Here is a 23016-nt window from a genome sequence, read left to right as displayed (position 1 = left end):
TTGGCTTGTAAAGCTTAAATCCTTTAAAATATATAAAAACTTAGGAGCAAAGATGCTAGCTGGCGAGCTACTTAAAAGCCATTTTGCTAAATTTGATCTGGTGGCGGTACTTAGTAAATTTTTAGAGCAAAGTCATTTTGATAAAGAAAAATTTGATCTGCTTAAACAAAATAACTTTAAAATTCTAGATAAAAATATAAAGCAAGAGATAGTTGGGACTGCTGGTTTTAAAGAGTTTTTTGATAAGAAATTTCAGAGTTTTTTATGCGAGCTTATGCAAAGTAAAGTTTTAATTGTTTCTGGCAAAGAGTATAAATTTAGCGAGCTTGAAATTTATACTTGTTTTGATGCAAATACCTACAAAAGGCAGTGTGAGGCAGGAGAAATTTACTTTCATAATTTTGGCTTTGACATATCTTTTAAAAGTGATCTATCGCTTTATGGTGGCGTTTTAGTAAGAAGCCTAAAGCCCTTAAACGGGCAAAATTTTATCTTTGGACCAAGAAAATGTGCCTTGCATATCTTAAATAGCAAAATGAGCAATTTAAGTTTTGATCTAAAAGAGGCTGATCTTAGAAAAGATAAGATTACTTTTACGTCACGTATTAGGTCATTTAGTGATAAAAATCAGCAAGAAAATGATCATTTAAGAGCCGTTAGTAGTGAGTTTAAAATAGCCTTAGATAGTGAAAAAGAGTATAAAAAAAGAATAGAAAATGCCTATAAAAAGGGGTGAAATTTATCTTTTTATCAGCTTTTGCCGTGAGAAATTTAGCTCAAAAATGCTAGATAAAAAAGATCGCAGAAGAGTAAAAAAATACCCAAATTTAATAAAACAAAACTCATTTAAAATATCTCGCTACTTAAAATTTAAAGCAAAGATGCGAGGTAAAATCTGTCTTTCGCATAAGGAAAATATTGCTGTTTTAGCCATTTCAAAAGAAAAGATCGGAGTCGATGTAGAAGAGCTAAAGCAGAGAAATTTTGACGCAGTAGCTAGCTTTTGCTTTACAAAAGATGAGAGCAAAATTTTGGCAAATGCAAAAGATAAAACTCAAAAATTTTATGAAATTTATACTGCAAAAGAGGCAATTTTAAAGCTTAAAAATTTATCGTTTAGCGATCTTGGTACTACCAGCTACGATAAAATGGCAAAAAAATACTTAATTATTAATAATTCATTTATTATTTGCCTTGCATTTAAGCAATGCAAAGATATAATTATTAAACTTTTGTAATTTTTAACATTAAAAGGTAAAGATTGCTTATAAAAAAAATAGTCATAATCCTTGCTATTTCGCTTTTTGCTCTTGGATGTGCAAAGAAATTTGATACACCGCAGATGGCAGATTTTGACTTGAAAACATTTAAGGTAAGCTCATCAAAAGGTCTACTTTTGCTTTATGTGCAAAATAGCGAGAACGAGTATAAATTTAGCCTTGTAAATGCACTTGGCGCGCCAGAAGCTAGGCGAATTTTAAAAGAAGGTAGCTTTAAAAATTTAGGTTTTTTGCCACCAAATAGTGCCTACAATGAACTTTTTATAAAAGTGCTAGAGATGATAAAAGATGAAAAAAGCGAGCAAAAATTTATGATAGATGATCAATATTATGAGGTAGAAAGTGTTGATCTACGTTAGCAAACCAGCCATTATCAGTGCCGCTGGGAGCAGCAGTGATGAGAATTTAAGATCGCTTTTAAGTGGAAAGAGATTTCTAGGCCTTAGCAGTGAGTTTCATCTTGAGAATAAATTTTTAGTAGCGAAATTTGATAAGGCACTGCCAGAGTTTGCCAAGAACACAAAAGAATACTTCAAAACAAGAACCAATGCTTTGCTTCTAAACACGCTTCTTGAGCTTGATGATGAGATCAAGAGAGCTATCAAAAAATTTGGTAAGAGCCGTGTAGGTGTTATTTTAGGCACTACAACGAGTGGAATTGAAGAAAATTTTTGGACTTTTAAAGAGTATATAAGAACTGAAATTTTTGATAAAAGCAAGTTTGGTATAGATAGAAACTGTCTTGCAAATGTGACTGAGTTTGTGAGCGAATTTTATGGATTAGAAGGTCCAAGTTTTTGCGTTTCAACTGCCTGTACTTCTGGTGTTAAGGCAATTATTGAGGCACAAAGACTAATAAAAAGCGATATTTGCGATGCGGTTATATGCGGCGGTGTCGATAGTTTAAACACCTTAACCATAAATGGCTTTAACTCACTTAGCATTTTAAGTCAAAAACCAAGCCAACCCTTTTCTAAAAATAGAGAGGGTATAAATATCGGCGAGGGAGCTGGGTTATTTTTGTTAAGTCGTGATGAAATTTCAAATGTCGTTGTCGCTGGCTCGGCCTCAAACTGCGACGCTTTTCATATGACTCAGCCTGATTTTAATGCCAAAATGGCAATTTGTTGTATAGAAGAAGCTTTAAAAAAAGCTGGCATGAGAGGCGTAGACTATGTAAATTTACATGGTACCGGCACGCAGGCAAATGACAAAATGGAGGCAAAAGCTGTAAATTTAACGCTTGGCTTTGCATACGCTAGCTCGTTAAAGCCACAGATCGGTCATACGCTTGGGGCTGCTGGAGCTATCGAGAGCGCCATTTGCGCCATGCTTTGCATGGAGGAAAATAGCCTCTTGCCGCCACACATTTATGACGGCGAGTATGATGAGAGTTTGGAAGCTATAAATTTAGTAAAAAGCGGCACGAAATTTGACGTAAAAATAGCGATGTCGCTATCTTTTGCCTTTGGCGGAGATAACGCCGCGATAATATTTAAAAGAGTGAGATAATGATAAGTGATTATTTACCGCACAGCAGCGCCATAACCCTGATCGATGAAATTTTAGAATTTACGCCTTGTGAGAGTATCAAAGTAAGAAGCATGATAAATGAGCAAACTCCATTTTTGGAAGATGGGAAATTTTACATGCAAAAGGCTATTGAAATGATGGCTCAAAGCCTTGGAATTTATGACTCAAAGATGCGTGAGTTAAGGGGCGAAAAGGCGATATTTGGCTTTTTACTTGGTAGTAGAAAATTTGAAATTTTTAGGCCGCATTTTAAAATAGGTGATGAGATAGTGATCGTCTCAAAGTGCTCGATCCAAGATGAGAGTGGATTTGGCGTTTATGACAGCGAGCTTTTTGTAAATGGCGAGCCTGGCGCAAGGGCGGTTTTAAACGTGATGAGCCCTGATGAAGAATTTGTAAAAAAGGCACTTAGTGAGTAAGAGAGTATTGATAACTGGATCAAGCAGAGGTATAGGAGCTAGTATCGCTAAACGCTTAGCTAACGAGTACGAAGTGGTGCTTCATGCAAGAAGTAAGAGCGATAAACTTTTAAAGATAGCTAGTGAGCTTGGGGCTAAATTCTTGACATTTGACGTGGCTGACACCGCTGCAGCTAAAGAGGCCATAGAGGCTGACATGGAGGTAAATGGCGTCTACTATGGCGTTATTTTAAACGCTGGCATAACAAGGGATAATACCTTTGTGGGGCTAAGTGACGAAGAGTGGTTTGATGTGATAGATGTAAATTTAAATGGCTTTTACAATGTTCTAAGACCAGCGCTAATGCCCATGATAAGGGCTAAAAAGCCAGCTAGGATAGTGACACTAAGCTCTGTTTCAGGGGTTATTGGCAACAGAGGTCAGGTAAACTACTCAGCTAGTAAAGCTGGCATCATAGGAGCCAGCAAAGCCCTTGCAGTAGAGCTTGCAAGTAGAGGCATAACAGTAAACTGCGTAGCTCCAGGTCTTATAAAAACAGATATGAGCGAAGAAATTTTAAATAGCGACTTCTTGGGCGAAGTGTTAAAGGCCATACCTGCAAAAAGAGCCGGAGAAGCAGATGAGGTGGCAGGGCTGGTTAAATTTTTACTAAGCGACGAGGCTAGCTACATCACAAGGCAGGTTATCGGCGTAAATGGAGGACTTTGCTAATGCGTGTATTTGTCACAGGTATCGGCGCAGTCAGTGCTTTTGGCAACAGTTGGGAGGAGATGAGAGCTAAATTTCTTGAAAACAAAAACGCCGTGAGATACATGAGCGAGTGGGAGAGCTGCAAAGATCTAAACACTCGCCTAGCTGCACCTATCATAGACTACAAATATCCACAAGAATGGGACAGAAAACAGTTAAGAAGCCTTGGTAAGGTCTCGTGTTATAGCGTGCACGCAGCTGGGCTTGCTTTAAAAGATGCTGGGTTATTAAAAGGTAATGAGCTAAGTGAGTCAAATTTAGATCCAAGTGTACAAGATGGCAGGATGGGCGTGGCAAGTGGCTCTAGCACTGGTAGCACAGACTCTATCCTTGATATGGCAAAGCTAGTTTTGGACATGGATAGTGGCTTTAACGCAAATACCTACATAAAAATGATGCCTCACACCACAGCGGCAAATATCGCGCTATTTTACTCGCTAAAAGGGCGCATTATCCCTACATCTTCGGCATGCACGAGCGGCTCGCACGCCATTGGCTACGCATACGAGAGCATAAAAAATGGTAGCATAGATATGATGCTAGCTGGCGGGGCTGAAGAGCTTTGCGTGAGCGAGGCATACGTCTTTGATAAGCTTTACGCGACTAGCGTAAAAAACAGCACGCCAAATTTGACCCCAACGCCGTTTGAAAAAGATAGAGATGGCTTGGTGCTTGGCGAGGGAGCTGGATTTTTAGTGCTTGAAAGTGAAGAGAGTGCCTTAAAAAGAGGAGCTAAAATTTATGCTGAGGTCGTTGGTTTTGGCTCAACATGTGATGGTACGCACATCACAAGACCACAAAGCGCTACGATGAAAGCGGCGATGAGCCTAGCGCTTCGTGATGCAAAACTAGAGCCAAAAAGCATAGGTTACGTAAATGCTCATGCGACTGCGACAAAGCATGGCGACATAGCTGAGAGTATCGCTACAAACGAGCTTTTTGGAGAGGATATCGCCATTAGCTCGCTTAAAAGCTATCTTGGCCATACGCTTGGCGCTTGTGGAGGGCTAGAAGCGATCGCCTCTATCATGATGATGAGAGAAGAGCTGTTTTTCCCAACTATAAATTTAAACGTGATCGATCCCGAGTGTGCAAAGCTAAACTATTTAAAAGAGCCAACTCCGATAAAAACGGACTTTGTTATGAGCAATAACTTTGCATTTGGTGGCGTAAATACATCTTTGATATTTAAAAGAGTTAAAAACATTTTTTAAAAAGGATAAACATGAAAAAATTAGTTTCATTAGTTGCCATTTTGGCATTTGCCTCAAGTCTTAATGCAAGAGATGATGTGAAATATCACTCACTTGACTTCCTAAATGGCCCAAAAGCTAAAAATTTTTTACTTCAAAATGTAAGTATCAGTTTTGGCACAGGCTATAGCGGTCAGGTAATTGTAAAAGATCTAACATCAAATAAAAAGACAAATGGTTTTAATAAAAGTGATGAAGAGGCATGCCAAATCGCACTTCTTTCAGCTTTAAAGACTTTCCAAGAAAGAGCATTAAAAGAAGGTGGCACAAAGGTTGTAAATCTAACTGGTTATTACAAAAAACAGCCATTTAACTCAAAAACTCAGTTTCAGTGCGGAAGCGGCGCTTTGATGTCTGGCGTTACTCTAAAAGGCGATATCGCGAAATAATGAAATTTCAAATTGATTTTTTTGATGCGATAGCTTATGGCGATGTCGACGAGGATCTGGCTAGATACAAAAAAGAATTTGATCTAGCAAAAATACCACCAATTCAAAGAAGAAGGCTAAGTAGTGCTGCAAAGTGCGCTTTTAGCTTGCTTAGTGGTTTTGACGAGCTTAATATGCCAGTTATTTTTAGCTCATATGAAGGAGAGATAAATCGCTGCTTTGAGCTAGAGACTACGCTGGCAAAGGCTGAGCCTGTTTCGCCTACATCGTTTTCACTTTCGGTACATAATGCCATCTCGTCACTTCTTAGTATAGAAGCTAAAAATCACAATGAAATTCTTGCCATTTCCTCTTTTAGCCCAGTCGAAGATGCGCTGCAAGCCGCGTTTTTAAGACTAAATGACGGATATGAAAAGGTGCTAATACTTGCCTATCACGAGTCGATAAAGCAGAGTTATTTTGATGAGAAAAAGCCATCATTTATGCTCGCTCTTGTTGTCTCAAGGGCAAAAAACGATAAAGTGTTAACTCTAAAAAGAGCTAAAAAAGAAAAAGAAATTTGCGAGAATTTATTACAAAGCTTTATTATAAATTTTGATCCAAAAATATCAAAAAGCTGGCAAAGTTGTAGTTATTCTTCATCTTGGGATTTTAGCTATGAGCCTTAAAATTTTAAGAACCGGATCTTTCTTTTTATTTTTTGCGATCATTTGCATAAGCGGAGATTTGCTGCTTGTACCAGTGGTGCTTTTGGGGCTAAATAAATTTAAATTTGTACAAAATTTATGCCGCGATCTAGTTAGAATTTCTTGGGGATTTTTTATAAAAGTTGCTAAAAATTGTGGGCGTTTGGACTATAAATTTGAGCTTAGCGAGCTAAATGGCGGATCAAATTTAGTCATAGCAAATCACCCTTCGCTTCTTGATGTGGTCTTTTTGGTTTCAAAATTTAAAAGAATAAACTGCATCGTAAAGGGCGAGCTTGGCAAAAATATATTTTTATTTGCGGCTATTAGGGCTTGCAACTACATACCAAACACAAATAACGAGGAATTTTTACAAAAAAGCGTAGAGGTTTTAAAAAGCGGTGAAAATTTATTAATTTTCCCAGAAGGCACACGTACGAAAGATGAAATTATTTTTCATAAGGCAGCAGCTTACATGGGTGTAAAAGGCGCTAAAAAGATTGTTTGCATCGGTATCAATATGCACCCAAGAAGCCTTAGAAAAAATGAACCATGGTACAAAACGCCAGATGAAAAGATAAAATATCATTTTAAAGAGATAAAAATTTTTGATGTTGATATGTTTTTAAAGGATAGGCCAAGCCCCGTGAGGGCTAGGGCAATGCATGATGAGATAAGTAAAATTTATAAGGAGGAATTTGGTGAAAGAGCTAGTTAATGAGATAAAAGAGTTGATCATCACAAGCTTAAATTTAGAGGATATGAAGCCAAGCGATATTGATGAGAATGCGCCACTTTTTAATGATGGTCTTGGGCTTGATAGCGTCGATGCTTTAGAGCTTGGGCTTGCGGTGCAGAAAAAATATGGCCTCGTGCTTGACTCAAAGAGTGCAAATCTAAAAGAGATATTTTTTAGCGTATCTTCTCTTGCAAAATACATTTACGAAAATAGGAAATAACGATGAGTGAAAAAGAAATTTTTGAAATTCTAAAGAAAGCCTTGATCGATCTTTTTGAGATAGATGAGAGCAAGATAAAGCCAGAGACTAGGATATATGAGGATTTGCAGATTGATAGTATCGACGCTATTGATATGATTGATTACATTAAACGTCAAACCGGGCATAGGCTGATGCCAGAGGATTTTAAAAACGTAAAAACGCTTGATGATATCGTAAAAGCCGTAGCAAAGAAATTTGAAGCATAAAATAGTAAACCTAGCACTAATTTTAGCAAGCATTGCTTACCCTTTAGTACTATTTTTTTGGCAACAAAATGCCACTTTAATATTTGGTGTTTTATGTGTGCTTTGGGTGCTTAGAGCCTATTTTGAAAGTGGTAAAAAAAGACAGGTTTGCTTAGCGGCTGGGATATTTTTTGCCATTTGCGCTATTTTTAGAAGCATAAATTTAGCACTTTTATATCCAAGTATCGTAAGCCTTGGCTTTTTGGCTCTCTTTTTTTACAGCTTAAAGGATGAGGCTGTTATAACTAAAATCGCTAGATTGAAAGAGAAAAATATAGATGAAAAGGTCGTTAGCTACACAAGAGGGCTAACAAAAATTTGGTGCTTATTTTTTGTGTTTAATGCGGTTTTTGCATTTGTTTTATCGTGCTTTGAAAATAAATTTTATTGGAGTATTTACTGCTCCTTTATCTCTTATATTTTGATGGGATTTTTGTTTTTTGGAGAAATTTTATATCGTAAAGTTTTTATTTTAAAGAGGAAAAATGGAGTTTGAAAATAGTCTAAAAGAGTTTAAATTTGTTGATATTGATAAAAATTTATACTCACAAGTTGTTATTTTTGGGGCAAATTTAAAAGAGTATGGCCCAAGTGAAGTAGAGATCTATCTGAGCGAAACTTTTGACTTTTGTGTGGCTTTTTTTGGAGCACTTGCGATCGGCGTGAGACCGATTTTGCTTGCAAAGCCTATTTTTAGTAGTGATAAATTTAATATCAATGATAAAAATTTCAAGAATTTTTTGACTCCAGCCAGAAATATAGAGCCAAAATTTGATATAAATTCTACCTTTTTTCTTCAGACATCAGGCTCTACTGGCAATAGCAAAAATATCCCAAAAAGACTTGGTGCGATGATAGAAGAAGGGCTATTTTTAAAAGAAGAACTTGGATTTAATGAAGGTGACACATTTTTTTCAAGCGTTTCGCATCAGCATATGTTTGGTCTTACTTTTAAGGTATTTTTGCCCATCATCTCTGCCGCAAGGGCTGTTAGTAAAGAGCTAAATTACCCAGAGGCGATCTTTGAGCTTGATCTTGAAAATTTAAGTTTCATAACAAGCCCAGTTTTGCTTCAAACACTAATTTCTAGCCCAAGAGCAGCTGAAATTTCAGGGCTAAAAAACATCATCTGTGCCGGCTCAGCCCTAAAGAGCGAGCTAAGAGCTAGCATAGCAAAACTAAGCAGTGCGCGCATCATCGATATTTATGGCAGCACCGAAACTGGTGTAGTGGCTAGAAATTTAGGCGAAGAGCTTTTACTTTTTAGCAAGGTAAAGGCAGGTCTTAGCGAGGACGAGGCACTAAATGTGAGCTCACCATGGTGTGAGTTTTTTCAAACTAGCGACTGGGCACAGATAAATGGCAACAGGCTCACGCTAAAAGGTAGGATCGATAGGATAGTCAAGCTAAATGACAAAAGGGTCAATCTAATAAGTATCGAAAATAAGATGTTTGAAAGTGGTCTTTTAAAAGACTGCTACTGTGATACACATCCAAAATTTAAGCGCCTAGCCGCACTTTTAGAGCTTAGTGAAGAGGGTGTGAAGCTCTTTAGAGATAGCGGCAAAAAGGGCGTTGTAGCAAGATTAAATGAGCTTTTAAGGCCTGAGTTTAAAAATAGTGTTAGGTATTTTAAAATCGTTAGCTCGCTTTGCAAAAACGCACAAGGGAAATTTTTAAAAGCAAATTTTAAAGAGCTTTTAGAAAAGAGTGAAGATCCTAGCTGGGATAAAAATAGCGATGGCAACATTTATAAATTTAAGACAAAGCTTAGCCCAGCACTTGGTATCTTTACTGAACATTTTCCAAATTTACCGCTACTGCCTGGCTTTGTGCAGCTTGATTTTGTATTTAAATTTGCAAGAGAGCTTGGTGCAGAAATAGGCGATCAGTGTGTGGTGGAGAATCTGAAATTTTTAAAATTTGTAAGGCCAAATGACGAGCTTCGCATAGAAATTTCGCAAAAAGATGAGAAGGTTTATTTTGAGATATTTTGTAATGGCACTAGAAGTGCTGCTGGTAGGATAAAGCTGGGCTTATGAAGACACTCTTTCTCATACCATTTTACAACCATCCAGAAAAGATCAAAGCCCTTTGTGAGGCGCTTGCGAGCTATGATCTACACATTTTGATAGTTGATGATGGCTCAAACGAAGCTTCAAAAAAGACTTTGCAAAATTTGAGCGAATTTGGTGTAGAAATTTTTACAAGAGCCCAAAACGGCGGTAAGGGAGCTGCACTAAAAGATGGCTTTAGACATGCCTTGCAAAATGGCTACACGCACGCATTTCAGATCGACGCCGACTTTCAGCACGACATAAGCGAGGTAGCTGAGTTTTTGGAGCTTAGCAAAAAGTATCCACACGATATGATAATGGCTGATCCTATCTATGGCAAGGATGCGCCAAAGTCGAGATTTTATGGTAGAAAGATCACAAATTTTTGGGTCAAGGTAAATACATTAAGCACCGACATAAAAGATGCAATGTGTGGCTTTAGAATTTATCCGCTAAAAGAGCTCGAGTGGGCGATATCTCAAAGCAGGTCAAATAGGATGGAATTTGACATGGAAATCCTTGTAAATGCTGTGAGAGCAGATATCAGACTAAGATGGATACCGCTAAAAGTAAGATATGAAAAAGGTGGAATTTCTCACTTTAAAATGCTAAAAGATAACGTATTAATAAGCCTTATGCATGCAAAATATTTTTTTAGTTTGGTTCCATTTTTGCTGAGCAAAGCCTTTAGGGGACAAAAATACGTATGGTGGCAAAAAGGCGAAAGATCAAATGAATTTTTCTTAAGGGTGAGCTTATTTTTAACTAAAAATTTACCTATTTTTCTTATAAAACCTATCGTTATGATCGTCGTTTGCTTTTATTATATTTTTTCAAAAATAGAGAGAAAAAATATAAGAGAATTTTTACAAAATGTAGAGAAATTTAGTGGCAAAAAGCCAGCTACTAGTGTTTTTAGAAATTTTTATGAATTTGGTATTGCGATTTGCGATAAATTTCGCATCTGGCAAAATGGTGTACTCGAAAATGAGCTAGATATTGACGAACTTATGTGGATAAAAGAAGAGTTTGAGGCATCAAAGCGTGGCAGAATTTTGCTAACAAGCCATCTAGGGAATGTAGAAATTTGCAAGACACTTTCGCTTAGATCGCCAAGTTTTCGTATGATCATCTTGGTTTATAGCAAGGGAAATGAAAATTTTTATAAAATTTTAGAGCAGATAAGTAAGGGGCAGATCAAGCTAATAAGCGTAGAAAACCTCGATGCAGCAGCTATGCTTGAGCTAAAAGAGGCGGTAGAAAATGGCGTAAATATCGGCATAATGGGCGATAGAACTCCGGTAAATGGCGATAAATTTGTTGAGGTTAGCTTTCTTGGCAAGATGGCTAAATTTAACTACGGCCCATACTTGCTAGCTGGCATTTTGGGAGTAAAAATGAGCGCGCTTTGGTGCGTAAAAAATGGCGATAAATTTAGCATCGAACTAAGCGACATAGCCGATGAGATAAAACTAGGTCGTGACCGCAAGGCAAGCGTCAAGCCATACGTGCAAAGCTATGTAAGGCAGCTTGAGGAGCAAGCTTGCAAGAGTCCTTCTCAGTGGTTTAACTTTTTTAATTTTTGGAGATAAGAGTGGAAATTTCACACGTTAGCACATTTAAAGTGGCGTTTTTTGATGTTGATAGCATGGAGGTGATGTGGCATGGCAACTACGTCAAGTACCTAGAAATGGCACGCTGCGAACTACTTGACAAGCTAGGGTACAACTACATCGCTATGAAAAAAGATGGCTACGCCTTTCCTATCGTAAAACTTGACGTAAAGTACGTCCGCCCAGCCTTTTTTAACGACGTTATAAAGGTTACGACGACGCTTGGTGAGTGCGAAACATTTTTGAAATTTCACTACCTTATAGAAAATGAAAGGGGCGAAAAACTAAGCGAGGCAAATACAGCCCAAGCAGTCATCGACATGAAGAGCTTGCAAACTTACTTTGAGATGCCTGAAGCCCTAAAAAAGGCGATCGAAGCTTATAATAAAAAGGAGAAAATATGAGAAAAATAGCTCTTTTTTTAGCCATTTTTATATCTTGCTTTGGCTATGAGCTGGGTGAGCTTAAAAATATGGTAAAGACTGATGGCGTAAGCGGAAATTTCACGCAGACAAAGAGCCTGGCTGGCTTTAACAAAAACATAAAAAGCTCGGGCGAGTTTAGACTAGAAAATGGCGGTCTTTACTGGGATACTCTAGAGCCAGTCGTCTCAAAGGTTTTTATAAATAAAGATGGCATTTTCAAAAACGAAAATGGCGAGCTTGAAAAGACGAGCGCAAATTTTGACGAAAAGCTATTTCTTGCTATCATCAGCCTCGATGAAAACGAGCTTAGGAAAGAATTTGATATAAAAACAAGTGGCAGCCTAAAAGAGTGGAGCATAGAGCTAAGCCCTAAAAATTTACTCTTTAAACAAATTTTTAAATCCATAAAGATAAGCGGCGATGAGGCGGTAAAAAAGATCGAGCTTGACGAGGTAAGCGGAGATAAAACGATAAATGAGTTTAGTCTAAAATGAAAAAACTAGCCACGATCTTGGCTTTTGTCTTTGTTTTTTTAGCCTCGCTTGGATATTCGCTTGCGAGCCTAAAAAACGTCCAAACCGACATCTTTTCACTGATAAATTTCAAGGACGCCAAAGAGGCAAAGGTGCTAAAAGAGGTGCAAGATGAGATGGCGTCAAATTTTTTAGTGCTGGTAAATTCTAAAGAGCTGGCCAAAAATGTGCAAAGCTTAGCTCTTAAAAGTTCGCTTTTTAAGAGCTTTGAGGTGAACTTAGATATAAAATTAAACGATATAAAAAGTGACATCAACCGCTCAAAGATCGCGCTTTTAAGTAGAGCTGATCTAGAGCTTCTAAAAAACGATAAAAATGCTTTTTTTAAAAAGCGCGCAGAGGAAATTTTTAGTAGCTTTAGCTTTAAGCTTTTAAATGTAAAAGATGATTTTTTCTCGCTAAGTAGTGGTTTTAGTGCAAAAAATGGCAATGTGAGCTTAAATTTAGCCGAGCTCATGCTTGAGGTAAAGGACGGAGAGAAGAGCTTTTTTTTGCTAAAAGGCGAGCTAAAAAAGGGAGCTTCGAGCGAAGGGTTAATAAATTTTTATAACGAGCTAAATGCACTAAAAGTTGGACGAAACGAGCTTTTTGTGCACTCAAGTGCCCTCTATCAGGCATTTTCAAAGCAAAAAAACGAGAGCGAGAGCCTTTATATGAGTGCGCTTTCACTTAGTTTAACCGCTATATTTTTGATGCTTGCCTTTAGAAATTTGCGAATTTTTTATGTGATATTTATCGCTGTATTTGGCTTTAGCGTGGCATTTGCAGGCACTTTGCTCTGCCTTGGCGAGCTAAATATCCTTACTATTTTAATAAGCACAAGCCTCATTGGACTCATGTTTGACTATGTCTTGCACTGGCTTAGCAAAAACGAGGGCGCAGCGATCAGGGCTGGCAGCATAAAAAATATGCTAAAAATTTTCTTGCTAGGCCTTCTTATCACGCTTAGTGGCTATCTAGCTTTTACTTTTTCTGATCTTAGGCTGCTTAAAGAAGTGGCGCTATTTTCGGCATTTGCGCTAGTTGCTGCGTTTTTAGCTAGCTATTTTTTCATGCCTTTAGTTTTTGAAGGTGTGAAATTTTATAGATCAAAGGTTTTTGATAGGTTTTTAACTAAATTTTGCAAGCTCTCAAGCATAGTTGCTAGGCATTTGGGGGTTAAATTTCTAGCTTTTTCGCTTATTTTGCTAGCTATTTTTCTAGGATTTGATCTTAAAAATTTATCAAAAAGCGAAAACGTAAAAGACTACTCAAATATGCCAAAGAGCCTGCTAGCGGACTCTTCTTATATATTAAGCTTAACTGGCAACAACCAAAATACGATGATCGTGACAAGATCTAGCGGTGACATTTTAGGAGTTGAAAAGAGCCTTTTAGCCAAGCTAAAAAAGAGAAATTTGATAAAAGATGAGAGCTCGCTAAGTGATATATTTTTAAGTAAAAGCGAGCAGGATGAGCTAAAAGAGGCCTTTAAAAATGCGCTTGATGATGAGCAAATTTATGTGATTTATGAGAAATTTGGCTTTAACAAAGATGAGATAAGGGATGAAATTTTAAAAATTTTGGGTGAAAAAGAGCTTGGCGTGAGTGAAATTTTGGCTCTAAAATCAATGAAGGATTTTAAGAAATTTATGCTTGATGAAAATACGAGTGTATCTTACGTGAGCGGCTTTGTAAAAGGGACGGCAAGTGATGAGGTGCTGGAACGCCACAAAGCTTTTAGCCTAAATTTTGCTGACTCACTAAATGAGAGTCTAACACAGGCAAAAGAGCTTGCTCTAAAGCTAAAAATAGCAGCGCTTGTGATCGCGTTTTTACTGCTATGGTTTTATTTTAGTGCCATCATTTCGGCACTTGTGATGGGCATCATCATCTTTGGCGTGCTTCTTACGCTCTTTATCTTCGCCATTTTTGGCGTAAATTTAAGCATTTTTGGTGTCTTTGGACTCATACTTGCAAGCGCTGTGGGGATTGATTACATGATATTTGCGCTAAATGATAGCCTTAGCGAAAAAGAGCGAATTTATGGGATATTTTGCGCATTTATAACGAGCTTTATCTCGTTTTTTACGCTATCTTTTAGCCAGACCGCTGCCCTTAGCGTATTTGGGTTAAGTGTTAGCCTTTGCGTGCTGATATATGGGCTGATCGCCAGCATCTTATCTTGTAAAAATATAAAAATTTAGCTTAAACTCCTGGCTTCAAGCGTTTTGTCTAGCTTGGAGGCTTTGGTAAAAATTTTTTATTAACAGCTAGTTTGCCACTATCTGCATTTTATTTGCCTCATTCTAGATGTTTGAATCTTTATTGGGATAAAATTTATATGGCGGCTTAAATAGCGATTTGTCTAGTTTTTTGCAAACGCTGCCCTTTTTAAAAGCTTTATTTTTCGCTTTCAAAAATACACTTATGGATTACTAAATTTGCACGGCATGAGGCGCCGTAAGCTTGCATAAGAGCTAAACTCGCCACTGCTAATCTCGCTTATAAATTTATCTAGCCCCAAGCTATTGCCATTTTGAGGAATCTTGCCTTCGCTAAGGTCTATGAGCTCATCCACATAGATGACATAGTCGCGTATTTTATGAGCTCTTGTCTATCTTTTGTGACAACTTCTTTACTCTCTTTATCGGCGTATCTGCCAAAATTTTGCTCTGCACCAATGCTAGCGTAACCAAAGGGCGAGTCGCTTGCTTTTATCTCGCCTGCTTGAGCTATAGCACCAAATGCAAATAACGAAGAAATAGCTAGAAACAATATCTTTTTAAACATCTTTAGCTTTTTAAATTTGGCTTTTTATTTTTGATATTTTATTGCGAATGTCGCCGTTAAATTTAGTGCTATTTTTAAAAAGATAAAATTTTAAGCAAAAAATATCTCACTTTTTAGACGTAGTAGGCATAGATAGGCACTTAGCACGCTTTGCTCTCTAACGTAGTTGCGATCCCCTTTTAAAAGAAGCCTCTCAACCTCGATGTTGCCATTTCTATCGCCAGCTGCGACATATACCGTGCCAACTGGCTTGCTGGCTGTGCCCCCACCAGGTCCTGCGATACCGCTAATAGCAAGCGCAAAGTCCGCATTTGTCGCGCTTAGTGCGCCTTTTACCATCGCTTTTACGCAAGGCTCGCTCACGGCTCCGTAAGTATCTAAAATTTCATCCTCAACGCCTAGCCACTCGTGCTTTATATGGTTTGCGTAGGTTACCAAGGAGCCATCAAAGCTAGCTGAAACACCACTGTATCTTGCAAATTTAGCTGCCGCCAGCCCAGCCGTGCAAGACTCGGCAAATGAAATTTTTAACCCTTTTTGCATAAGTTTGTTTGCCACGAAGGCAATCACATCTTTTTGTGGAATAAATTTTTGTGAAAATAGCGTTTTTACCCCTTGCAAAAAGCTCTCGATCTGGCCAAATTTGTTGCTTTTTGCTTTGATTAGTATCAAATTTGGTAGGATTTGCGCAAGAGTGATATCGACCTCGTAAGTTTTAGCAAGTGGCATCATAAGGATTTTAGCACTATCAGCATCTATGTCAATGAGGTGAAAGTAGCTAAAATCAGGCTTGAAATCAATCAAAAACTCGCCAAGTTCTTCGTTTGGATTAGCTTTTATGAGATTTATCTGAGCGTTATTTAGGCTGGCTAAAAAGCTATTTTTTGAGTAGTCTAAGCTATCTTTAAGTGCAAGTGTCGTGCTATCTTTTAGCTCGAGTGAGCCCCCAGTTAGAGTGGCTATGATCTTTGCGGCAATGGCAAAATTTTCATCCGAGCCAAAAATGCTTACAAAGTCGTAATCTTTTGATAAATTTTCGATGATAAAAGGCAGCTCTTTGCTATTTTTTGGAGCAAAAATGACCACTCCAAGCTCGCCAAAATGATCCTCGTAACTTTGAAAAATGTAGTTTAGAAATTCTCTATTTATCTCAAGATCTTCGCCTATTATCAAGATACTTTGTCTCATTTTTAAGCTCCTTTTTTTGCCCCATTATACTATTTTTCAGTGTGATTTAACCAGCACAGGTGTAAAATTAGCAAATTTTAAAATCAAGGTAAAAAATGGACTATAAAGAGACACTTTTACTCCCAGAGACAAATTTCCCGATGCGCGGAAATCTTCCACAAAATGAACCACAAAGACTAAAATCATGGTACGAAGACCGCAAGGTTTACGAAAAAATGAAGAAAAACCGCCAAAATGCGGTTAAAAACTTCAACATCCACGACGGCCCTCCGTATGCAAACGGACACCTACACATCGGCCACGCGTTAAATAAAATTTTAAAAGATATCATCACAAAAACGCACTATTTTTACGGCGAAAACGTCCGCTACGTGCCAGGCTGGGACTGCCACGGCTTGCCGATCGAGCAGCAAGTCGAAGTAAAGCTTGGCGATAAGAAAAAAGAGCTTAGCAAGGTCGAGATCAGGGAGCTTTGCAGGCAGCATGCGAGAGAATTTATAGACATTCAGCGAAATGAATTTAAAAGCCTTGGCATCATCGGCGACTTTGAAAATCCATACATGACGATGAAATTTGAGTTTGAGGCTGACATCTACAAAGCACTTTGCGAGATCGCTAAAAAAGGGCTTTTGGTTGAAAGAAGCAAGCCAGTTTATTGGAGCTGGGCGGCTAGATCGGCGCTAGCTGAAGCTGAGGTTGAGTACGAGGAGAAAGAGGACTACTCTATTTACGTAGCGTTTGAGTTTGATGGAGATGCACTAGAAAAGCTTGGCGTAAAAGAGGCAAGCGCTGTCATCTGGACGACCACCCCTTGGACACTTCCAGCAAATCAAGCCATAAGCCTAAATCCAGATGAAATTTACGTCCTAACGGCTGAAAATTTGATCTTTGCAAAGCCACTACTTGAGAGTATTGTGGAAAGCGGTCTAAGCAAGGGCGAGGTCAAAAAAGAGTTTAAATCAAGCCTACTTGAAAACACTCACGCGATAAATCCACTAAACGGCAGAAAATCGCGATTTTTACTAGGCGATCACGTCATGATGGATGGTGGTACCGGACTTGTTCACACAGCTCCGGGACACGGTGAGGACGACTACTACGTTTGCTTGAAATATGGCTTTAGTGAAATTTTGATGCCGGTTGATGATGGCGGCTGCTATGATGAGAGCCTAAAACATCACGGACTATTTAGAAGTGACGTGGTAGATGAGTTTGTCGGTATGCACATCTTTAAAGCAAATGAGAAAATTTTAGAGCTACTTGGCAAAAATCTACTTAGCGTCTCTAAATTTAGACACTCTTATCCATTTTGCTGGAGAACACATAAGCCTGTTATTTATAGAGCTACAAAGCAGTGGTTTATAGCTATGGACGAGGCTAAACTTGGTGGCAAAACGCTTAGACAAACAGCGCTAAAAGAGCTTGAAAAGGTTAAATTCTACCCAAGCGTGGGCATAAAAAGAATAGGCTCGATGATAGAAAATCGCCCAGACTGGTGTATCTCTCGTCAGCGTGACTGGGGCGTGCCGATCGCGTTTTTCAGAGATAAAGCGACAAAAGAAGTTATATTTGATAGTGAAATTTTAGACCACATCGCAGGCATTTTCAAAGAAAAAGGCGCTGATGCGTGGTGGGCGCTAAGTATAGACGAGCTTTTGCCAAAGGGCACAAAATACAAGGCTGAAAATTTAGAAAAAGTGATGGACATCCTTGATGTTTGGTTTGATAGCGGCTCGACATGGCATGCAGTCTTACAAAGCGACAACTACGACGCTGGCAAATACCCTGCAAGCATGTATCTAGAAGGCTCAGATCAGCACCGCGGCTGGTTTCAAAGCTCGCTTCTAGTAAGCACAGCTATAAATTCTCACGCACCTTATGAGAGCATCCTAACTCACGGCTTTACTGTCGATGCCAAGGGCGAGAAAATGAGCAAGAGCAAGGGCAACGTCATCGCTCCACAAGACGTGGCTAAGACTCACGGCGTGGAAATTTTACGCCTTTGGGTTGGCATGAGTGATTATTCAAGCGATTTAAAGATAAGTGAAGATATATTAAAACAAATCAGCGAGCAATACCGCAAAATCCGCAACACGATCCGCTTCTTGCTAGCAAACGTAAATGATCTTGAGAGCCTAAATACAGAGTTTAATATCCTTGATAAATGGATACTAGCACGCGCTAAAAAGGTCTTTGACGAGGCAAGTGCTTGCTTTAAAAACTACGACTTTTCAAAGGGCTTTAACATCCTTTTAAATTTCCTATCAGCCGATCTTAGTGGCGTATATCTTGACGTTTGCAAAGATAGGCTTTACTGCGATGCAAAAGACGCCCCAAGAAGAAGATCAGCTCAAAGTGCGATGGCGATCATCACAAAGGCACTTTTGCCACTCATCGCTCCAACGCTTACTTACACCGTTGATGAGGTGATGGACTATGCTCCAAAGATCATCAAAGGCGAGGCAAAAGACGCGTTTGACCTAGTCTATGAACCAATCAAATTTGACCTTAGCTTTGAAGATGAGCTGCTTTTTGCCAGCAGAGAGAAATTTAACGAGATCGTGGACGTTCTTAAGAAGGACAAAAAGATAAAATCAACCCTAGAGCTAAGTCTAGAGACCACAAACCACAACATCACAAGCTACGACGAGCGCGAAGTGGCCGATCTTTACATGGTAAGCTCGGTTAGAGCTTATGATGATAGCGAGCCACTAGCCGAGTTTGAGCTTGAGGGTGATAAATTTAAGATCATAGCAAGCAACCTTCACAAATGCCCAAGATGCTGGAAATTTAATGCTAGCAAAGAAGATGCGCTATGCCCAAGATGTGAAGAGGTCATAAGTGCTAAGTGAGCCAGTAAGCGCAACTATCATAGTCGCAACGATCGCTGCGGTGGTCGTTGTTAGCTTGTTTGGCATATTTTTGGTTAATAAATTTAAAGGATAAAAATAGTGGTAACTTTGAAAGAAGCTTTAAAATTTTCAGCTGAAGAGATAAAAAATTTAAGAGCCGAGCTTGAGGCAAAGATCATAAAAGAAAAAGAGCTTGGTGCTTATGTCGAGCAGCTAGCAAATTTAGAGATCGCGAAACTAGGCGAGGGCGTGCCTATCGCTATAAAAGACAACATCCAAGTAAAAGGCTGGAATGTAACAAGTGCTTCAAAAATTTTGCAAGGCTATGTGGCACCATATAATGCAACTGTCATTGAGAAGCTACTTAGCAAAAATTTAGCTCCATTTGGCCGCACAAATATGGACGAATTTGCGATGGGAAGCACGACTGAGAGCTCATTTTACGGCAAAACACTAAACCCACTAAATCACGCTCACGTCCCAGGTGGCAGTAGTGGCGGCTCAGCAGCAGCAGTCGCAGCAGGCCTTGCAGTAGCTGCACTTGGTAGCGATACTGGTGGCTCGATCCGCCAACCAGCGGCATTTTGTGGATGCGTAGGGCTTAAGCCAACTTACGGCAGAGTGAGTAGATACGGCCTTGGTGCTTACTCAAGCAGTCTTGATCAAATAGGCCCAATCGCTCAAAACGTAGAAGACGCAGCCATTTTATATGACGCGATCGCTGGACATGATCCAAAGGATAGCACGAGCGCAGATGTGCCATTTGTTAGCGTTAGCGACAAGATAGACGGCAACAAAAAACTAAAAATTTGCGTCATCAAAAACTACGTCGAAAACGCAAGCGAGCAGACAAAAGTCGCTTTAAATTTAGCTATAGAAAAACTAAAATCACACGGCCACAGCGTAACTTACACAAATTTTGAAGACTCGAAATATGACGTCGCAACCTACTACATAATAGCAACTGCAGAAGCAAGTGCAAATTTAAGCCGCTACGATGGCGTGAGATACGGCAGACGCGCGGATGCTAGAAATTTAAAAGAGCTATATGTAAATTCACGCTCAGAAGGCTTTGGCGAAGAGGTAAAAAGAAGAATTTTGCTTGGTACATTTGTATTAAGTAGCGGATACTACGATGCTTATTACATCAAAGCGCAAAAAGCAAGAGCGCATATAAAAGCTCAGTACGAGAAAATTTTAGAAGAAAATGACCTTATCTTCATGCCAGTTGCTCCAAGCACAGCTTATAAATTTGGAGCACACAGCGATCCGCTTCAGGCCTATCTAAGCGACATCTACACGATCAGCGTAAATTTAGCAGGCCTACCAGCTATCTCTGTGCCAGTTGGCAAAGATGGTCAAAATTTAAACGTGAGCGCCCAGCTTATCGCGAAAGCGTGGGACGAACAGACCTTGATAAATGGTGCTAAGAGCCTAGAAAATTTAATAAAAGGATAAAAATATGAAGATAGTAAAGAGAGCTTTAACGTTTGAAGATGTGCTTCTTGTACCGCAGTACTCTGAAATTTTGCCAAAGCAAGTTGATGTCAAAACCAGGATCAGCAAAAATGTCACGCTAAATATCCCGATCGTCTCTGCTGCGATGGATACGGTGACTGAGCATAGAACTGCTATTATGATGGCGAGGCTCGGCGGTATCGGCGTCATCCACAAAAATATGGATATCGAAAGCCAAGCAAAAGAGGTCAAACGCGTCAAAAAAAGCGAAAGTGGCGTCATCATCGATCCTATCTTTATAAATCCAGAAGCGACCGTGGCTGAAGCTCTAAGCCTTATGTCAGATCTTCATATTTCAGGCGTTCCAGTCATCGACAAGGACCGTAAACTAATAGGAATTTTAACAAACCGCGACTTGAGATTTGAGACAAATATGAGCACTTTGGTAAAAGACCGCATGACAAAAGCACCGCTTATCACTGCACCAAAGGGCTGCACGCTTGATGATGCGGAGAAAATTTTCTCTCAAAACAGGGTTGAAAAGCTACCTATCGTCGATAAAGACGGCAGACTTGACGGACTTATCACCATAAAAGATCTAAAAAAACGCAAAGAGTATCCAAATGCAAATAAAGACAGCTACGGCAGACTTCGCGTGGCTGCGGCTATTGGCGTTGGTCAGATAGACCGCGCTAAAGCGCTAGTTGACGCTGGCGTAGATGTCATCGTCATCGACTCAGCTCACGGCCACTCAAAGGGCATCATCGACACTTTAAAAGAGGTAAAAGCAAATTTTAATGTCGATGTCATAGCTGGCAATATCGCAAATCCAGCAGCTGTAAAAGACCTAGCAGAAGCAGGAGCGGACGGCATAAAAGTGGGCATCGGACCAGGATCTATTTGTACCACAAGGATCGTTGCTGGCGTTGGTGTGCCTCAAATTTCAGCGATTGACGACTGCGCAAGCGAAGCAGCGAAATATGGCATCCCAGTTATCGCAGATGGCGGTCTAAAATACTCAGGTGACGTGGCAAAAGCCCTTGCAGCAGGTGCAGCTTGCGTTATGGCTGGTAGCTTACTTGCAGGTTGTGAAGAGAGTCCAGGCGAGCTTATAACATTCCAAGGTCGCCAGTATAAAGTCTATCGCGGCATGGGCTCAATAGGCGCTATGACAAAGGGCAGCTCTGACCGCTACTTTCAAGAGGGCACCGCTCAAGACAAGCTTGTGCCTGAAGGCATCGAAGGCCGTGTGCCATTTGCTGGCAGCATAAAAGATGTGATCCATCAGCTAATAGGCGGCCTAAGAAGTGCTATGGGCTATGTTGGCGCAAAAGACATCCCAACTCTTCAAGAAAGAGCTGAATTTGTCGAGATAACAAGCGCAGGACTAAAAGAGAGCCACGTCCACGACGTAGTTATCACTCACGAGGCACCAAACTACAAAGTTAATTAGTGTTAGACCTGCAAACTAGAACTATTAAATTTAACGAGCCACTCTATCTTGAGAGTGGCCGTATGCTATCAAATTTCAAGCTTATTTATGAGACTTACGGCACGTTAAATGCCGATAAAAGCAACGTTATCGTGATCTGTCACGCCTTAACTGGCTCGCACCACGCAGCTGGCACTTACTCAGGCGATGAGAAAGCTGGCTGGTGGGACGGGCTAATAGGCAGCAAAAAGGCGGTCGATACCGATAAATTTTACGTTATCTGTGTAAATATCTTAGGCTCGTGCTTTGGCTCGACCTCGCCGCTAAGCGTGGATAGAAGTAGTGGCAAAGAGTATCGGCTAAATTTCCCTGTCCTTGCCATAAGCGACGTGGTAAAGGCGCAGATGAGGCTATTTAGCGAGCTTGGCATCACAAGGGCAAGAGCCGTGATAGGCGGTAGTCTTGGCGGTATGCAGGCACTTTGCTACGCCATAGAGTTTCCAGAATTTGCGCAAGATATCATAATGCTTGCAAGCACCTATCAGACTAAGCCTTGGGCGATAGCGTTTAACAAGATCGCCATTGAAGCCATTTTAAACGATGAAAATTTCAAAAACGGCGAATACGACGCGGATTTTATAAGAAAAAATGGTCTAAAAGGCATGGCTTACGGCAGGATGGCAGGGCATATCAGCTTCTTAAGCCCTGATAGCATGGATGAGAAATTTGGACGAAACTACGTAGAAACTGACGGCCTTTACGAGCTTTCTGGGCGCTTTCAGGTGGATCGCTACATGGAGTACAACGGCTACAACTTTCCAAAGAGGTTTGATCCGCTAAGCTACCTATACATCGTAAAGATGATGAATATCTTTGACTGCACAAGACACTATGACAACCTAAAAGACGCCCTTGCGCCGATCAAAGCAAATTTGCACCTTATCGCATTTAAAGGCGATCTGCTCTTTCCGCCAAGCTGCATGAGAGAAATTTATGACGCACTTTGCCAGATGGGGCGGGAGGCAAAGACAAATTTTGTAGAGATAGATAGCAACTACGGCCACGACGCCTTTTTGGTCGAGATAGAAAAATTTGATGGATATATAAAAAATATATTAAAAGGATAGAG

Annotated in this window: 25 protein-coding genes; 22 read left to right on the top strand and 3 right to left on the bottom strand. The window is 39.6% G+C overall.

The window, feature by feature from the left end; translation table 11 throughout:
- Positions 1–52 precede the first annotated feature (52 nt).
- The 18 genes from TH67_RS00350 (at position 53) to TH67_RS00265 (ending at position 14371) form a co-directional block, all read left to right on the top strand.
- Positions 53–736: an ABC transporter substrate-binding protein gene (locus TH67_RS00350; RefSeq protein WP_072593865.1), complete on the top strand. Its 684-nt coding sequence runs from the start codon at positions 53–55 to the stop codon at positions 734–736.
- Positions 717–1238, top strand: coding sequence for a 4'-phosphopantetheinyl transferase family protein (locus TH67_RS00345; RefSeq protein WP_072593864.1), 522 nt, complete (start codon positions 717–719; stop codon positions 1236–1238). Before TH67_RS00350 ends, TH67_RS00345 begins: the two co-directional genes overlap by 20 nt.
- Before the next feature lie 23 nt (positions 1239–1261).
- Positions 1262–1639, top strand: a complete 378-nt coding sequence (locus TH67_RS00340) for a hypothetical protein (protein ID WP_072593863.1) — start codon at positions 1262–1264, stop codon at positions 1637–1639.
- On the top strand, positions 1623–2792 hold the full coding sequence (locus TH67_RS00335) for a beta-ketoacyl synthase N-terminal-like domain-containing protein (protein ID WP_257637997.1): 1170 nt from the start codon (positions 1623–1625) through the stop codon (positions 2790–2792). Before TH67_RS00340 ends, TH67_RS00335 begins: the two co-directional genes overlap by 17 nt.
- Positions 2792–3232 (top strand): ApeP family dehydratase, encoded by a 441-nt coding sequence (locus TH67_RS00330; protein ID WP_257637996.1) that lies wholly within the window; start codon positions 2792–2794, stop codon positions 3230–3232. The genes TH67_RS00335 and TH67_RS00330 overlap by 1 nt, the downstream gene beginning before the upstream one ends.
- Complete coding sequence (gene fabG / locus TH67_RS00325) at positions 3225–3944, top strand: 3-oxoacyl-ACP reductase FabG (RefSeq protein ID WP_072593861.1); 720 nt, start codon at positions 3225–3227, stop codon at positions 3942–3944. The genes TH67_RS00330 and fabG overlap by 8 nt, the downstream gene beginning before the upstream one ends.
- On the top strand, positions 3944–5197 hold the full coding sequence (locus TH67_RS00320; RefSeq protein WP_072594088.1) for a beta-ketoacyl-ACP synthase: 1254 nt from the start codon (positions 3944–3946) through the stop codon (positions 5195–5197). Before fabG ends, TH67_RS00320 begins: the two co-directional genes overlap by 1 nt.
- An 11-nt stretch (positions 5198–5208) precedes the next feature.
- Complete coding sequence (locus TH67_RS00315) at positions 5209–5625, top strand: excinuclease ABC subunit A (RefSeq protein ID WP_072593860.1); 417 nt, start codon at positions 5209–5211, stop codon at positions 5623–5625.
- Positions 5625–6293 (top strand): beta-ketoacyl synthase chain length factor, encoded by a 669-nt coding sequence (locus TH67_RS00310; protein ID WP_072593859.1) that lies wholly within the window; start codon positions 5625–5627, stop codon positions 6291–6293. Before TH67_RS00315 ends, TH67_RS00310 begins: the two co-directional genes overlap by 1 nt.
- Positions 6283–7029: a lysophospholipid acyltransferase family protein gene (locus TH67_RS00305; RefSeq protein ID WP_072593858.1), complete on the top strand. Its 747-nt coding sequence runs from the start codon at positions 6283–6285 to the stop codon at positions 7027–7029. Before TH67_RS00310 ends, TH67_RS00305 begins: the two co-directional genes overlap by 11 nt.
- Positions 7013–7270, top strand: a complete 258-nt coding sequence (locus tag TH67_RS00300; RefSeq protein WP_021090881.1) for a phosphopantetheine-binding protein — start codon at positions 7013–7015, stop codon at positions 7268–7270. Before TH67_RS00305 ends, TH67_RS00300 begins: the two co-directional genes overlap by 17 nt.
- 2 nt (positions 7271–7272) lie before the next feature.
- On the top strand, positions 7273–7518 hold the full coding sequence (locus tag TH67_RS00295; RefSeq protein WP_021090641.1) for an acyl carrier protein: 246 nt from the start codon (positions 7273–7275) through the stop codon (positions 7516–7518).
- 97 nt (positions 7519–7615) lie between these two features.
- Complete coding sequence (locus tag TH67_RS00290; protein ID WP_257637995.1) at positions 7616–8053, top strand: DNA gyrase subunit B; 438 nt, start codon at positions 7616–7618, stop codon at positions 8051–8053.
- Complete coding sequence (locus TH67_RS00285; RefSeq protein WP_072593856.1) at positions 8043–9599, top strand: AMP-binding protein; 1557 nt, start codon at positions 8043–8045, stop codon at positions 9597–9599. Before TH67_RS00290 ends, TH67_RS00285 begins: the two co-directional genes overlap by 11 nt.
- Positions 9596–11206 (top strand): glycosyltransferase family 2 protein, encoded by a 1611-nt coding sequence (locus TH67_RS00280; RefSeq protein WP_072593855.1) that lies wholly within the window; start codon positions 9596–9598, stop codon positions 11204–11206. The genes TH67_RS00285 and TH67_RS00280 overlap by 4 nt, the downstream gene beginning before the upstream one ends.
- 2 nt (positions 11207–11208) lie before the next feature.
- The gene (locus TH67_RS00275; protein WP_072593854.1) at positions 11209–11631 is read left to right on the top strand and encodes an acyl-CoA thioesterase; all 423 of its coding nucleotides are present in this window, start codon (positions 11209–11211) and stop codon (positions 11629–11631) included.
- Positions 11628–12146: a LolA family protein gene (locus TH67_RS00270; protein WP_072593853.1), complete on the top strand. Its 519-nt coding sequence runs from the start codon at positions 11628–11630 to the stop codon at positions 12144–12146. The genes TH67_RS00275 and TH67_RS00270 overlap by 4 nt, the downstream gene beginning before the upstream one ends.
- Positions 12143–14371 carry a hypothetical protein gene (locus tag TH67_RS00265; protein ID WP_072593852.1) on the top strand — a complete coding sequence of 743 codons (2229 nt, stop codon included), beginning with the start codon at positions 12143–12145 and terminating at the stop codon, positions 14369–14371. The genes TH67_RS00270 and TH67_RS00265 overlap by 4 nt, the downstream gene beginning before the upstream one ends.
- Before the next feature lie 221 nt (positions 14372–14592).
- On the opposite strand, the gene TH67_RS10490 is transcribed toward TH67_RS00265, so the two are convergent.
- The 3 genes from TH67_RS10490 to TH67_RS00255 form a co-directional block, all read right to left on the bottom strand.
- Positions 14593–14745 carry a hypothetical protein gene (locus TH67_RS10490; protein ID WP_257637994.1) on the bottom strand — a complete coding sequence of 51 codons (153 nt, stop codon included), beginning with the start codon at positions 14743–14745 and terminating at the stop codon, positions 14593–14595.
- Complete coding sequence (locus TH67_RS10485; protein WP_234401513.1) at positions 14730–14957, bottom strand: hypothetical protein; 228 nt, start codon at positions 14955–14957, stop codon at positions 14730–14732. The genes TH67_RS10490 and TH67_RS10485 overlap by 16 nt, the downstream gene beginning before the upstream one ends.
- A gap of 90 nt (positions 14958–15047) precedes the next feature.
- Positions 15048–16145, bottom strand: a complete 1098-nt coding sequence (locus tag TH67_RS00255; protein ID WP_072593851.1) for a CinA family protein — start codon at positions 16143–16145, stop codon at positions 15048–15050.
- A 95-nt stretch (positions 16146–16240) separates the two neighbouring features.
- On the opposite strand from TH67_RS00255, the gene ileS reads away from it, so the two are divergent.
- From ileS to metX, 4 genes are all read left to right on the top strand, one after another.
- Positions 16241–18997 carry an isoleucine--tRNA ligase gene (gene ileS, locus TH67_RS00250; RefSeq protein ID WP_072593850.1) on the top strand — a complete coding sequence of 919 codons (2757 nt, stop codon included), beginning with the start codon at positions 16241–16243 and terminating at the stop codon, positions 18995–18997.
- A gap of 99 nt (positions 18998–19096) precedes the next feature.
- Entirely contained in the window at positions 19097–20455 is a 1359-nt protein-coding gene (gatA, locus tag TH67_RS00245) for an Asp-tRNA(Asn)/Glu-tRNA(Gln) amidotransferase subunit GatA (protein ID WP_072593849.1), read from the top strand.
- Between the two features lie 4 nt (positions 20456–20459).
- Entirely contained in the window at positions 20460–21908 is a 1449-nt protein-coding gene (guaB, locus tag TH67_RS00240) for an IMP dehydrogenase (protein ID WP_072593848.1), read from the top strand.
- Positions 21908–23014, top strand: a complete 1107-nt coding sequence (gene metX, locus TH67_RS00235; RefSeq protein ID WP_072593847.1) for a homoserine O-acetyltransferase MetX — start codon at positions 21908–21910, stop codon at positions 23012–23014. Before guaB ends, metX begins: the two co-directional genes overlap by 1 nt.
- Positions 23015–23016: the final 2 nt, after the last annotated feature.

Source organism: Campylobacter concisus, from assembly GCF_001891085.1.
GTDB classification, from domain to species: domain Bacteria; phylum Campylobacterota; class Campylobacteria; order Campylobacterales; family Campylobacteraceae; genus Campylobacter_A; species Campylobacter_A concisus_O.
Note: the sequence above shows the minus strand (reverse complement) of the source record. Positions and strands in the feature narration are given on the sequence as shown.

Excerpts from the sequence above, each read along its gene's own strand:
- TH67_RS00285 (WP_072593856.1), top strand. The coding sequence starts at position 8,043 with ATGGAGTTTGAAAATAGTCTAAAAGAGTTTAAATTTGTTGATATTGAT.
- TH67_RS00305 (WP_072593858.1), top strand. The coding sequence starts at position 6,283 with ATGAGCCTTAAAATTTTAAGAACCGGATCTTTCTTTTTATTTTTTGCG.
- TH67_RS00315 (WP_072593860.1), top strand. The coding sequence starts at position 5,209 with ATGAAAAAATTAGTTTCATTAGTTGCCATTTTGGCATTTGCCTCAAGT.
- TH67_RS00350 (WP_072593865.1), top strand. The coding sequence starts at position 53 with ATGCTAGCTGGCGAGCTACTTAAAAGCCATTTTGCTAAATTTGATCTG.
- TH67_RS00270 (WP_072593853.1), top strand. The coding sequence starts at position 11,628 with ATGAGAAAAATAGCTCTTTTTTTAGCCATTTTTATATCTTGCTTTGGC.
- TH67_RS00255 (WP_072593851.1), bottom strand. The coding sequence starts at position 16,145 with ATGAGACAAAGTATCTTGATAATAGGCGAAGATCTTGAGATAAATAGA.
- TH67_RS00345 (WP_072593864.1), top strand. The coding sequence starts at position 717 with ATGCCTATAAAAAGGGGTGAAATTTATCTTTTTATCAGCTTTTGCCGT.
- TH67_RS00295 (WP_021090641.1), top strand. The coding sequence starts at position 7,273 with ATGAGTGAAAAAGAAATTTTTGAAATTCTAAAGAAAGCCTTGATCGAT.
- TH67_RS00280 (WP_072593855.1), top strand. The coding sequence starts at position 9,596 with ATGAAGACACTCTTTCTCATACCATTTTACAACCATCCAGAAAAGATC.
- TH67_RS00310 (WP_072593859.1), top strand. The coding sequence starts at position 5,625 with ATGAAATTTCAAATTGATTTTTTTGATGCGATAGCTTATGGCGATGTC.
- guaB (WP_072593848.1), top strand. The coding sequence starts at position 20,460 with ATGAAGATAGTAAAGAGAGCTTTAACGTTTGAAGATGTGCTTCTTGTA.
- TH67_RS00265 (WP_072593852.1), top strand. The coding sequence starts at position 12,143 with ATGAAAAAACTAGCCACGATCTTGGCTTTTGTCTTTGTTTTTTTAGCC.
- TH67_RS10485 (WP_234401513.1), bottom strand. The coding sequence starts at position 14,957 with ATGTTTAAAAAGATATTGTTTCTAGCTATTTCTTCGTTATTTGCATTT.
- TH67_RS00320 (WP_072594088.1), top strand. The coding sequence starts at position 3,944 with ATGCGTGTATTTGTCACAGGTATCGGCGCAGTCAGTGCTTTTGGCAAC.
- ileS (WP_072593850.1), top strand. The coding sequence starts at position 16,241 with ATGGACTATAAAGAGACACTTTTACTCCCAGAGACAAATTTCCCGATG.
- TH67_RS00330 (WP_257637996.1), top strand. The coding sequence starts at position 2,792 with ATGATAAGTGATTATTTACCGCACAGCAGCGCCATAACCCTGATCGAT.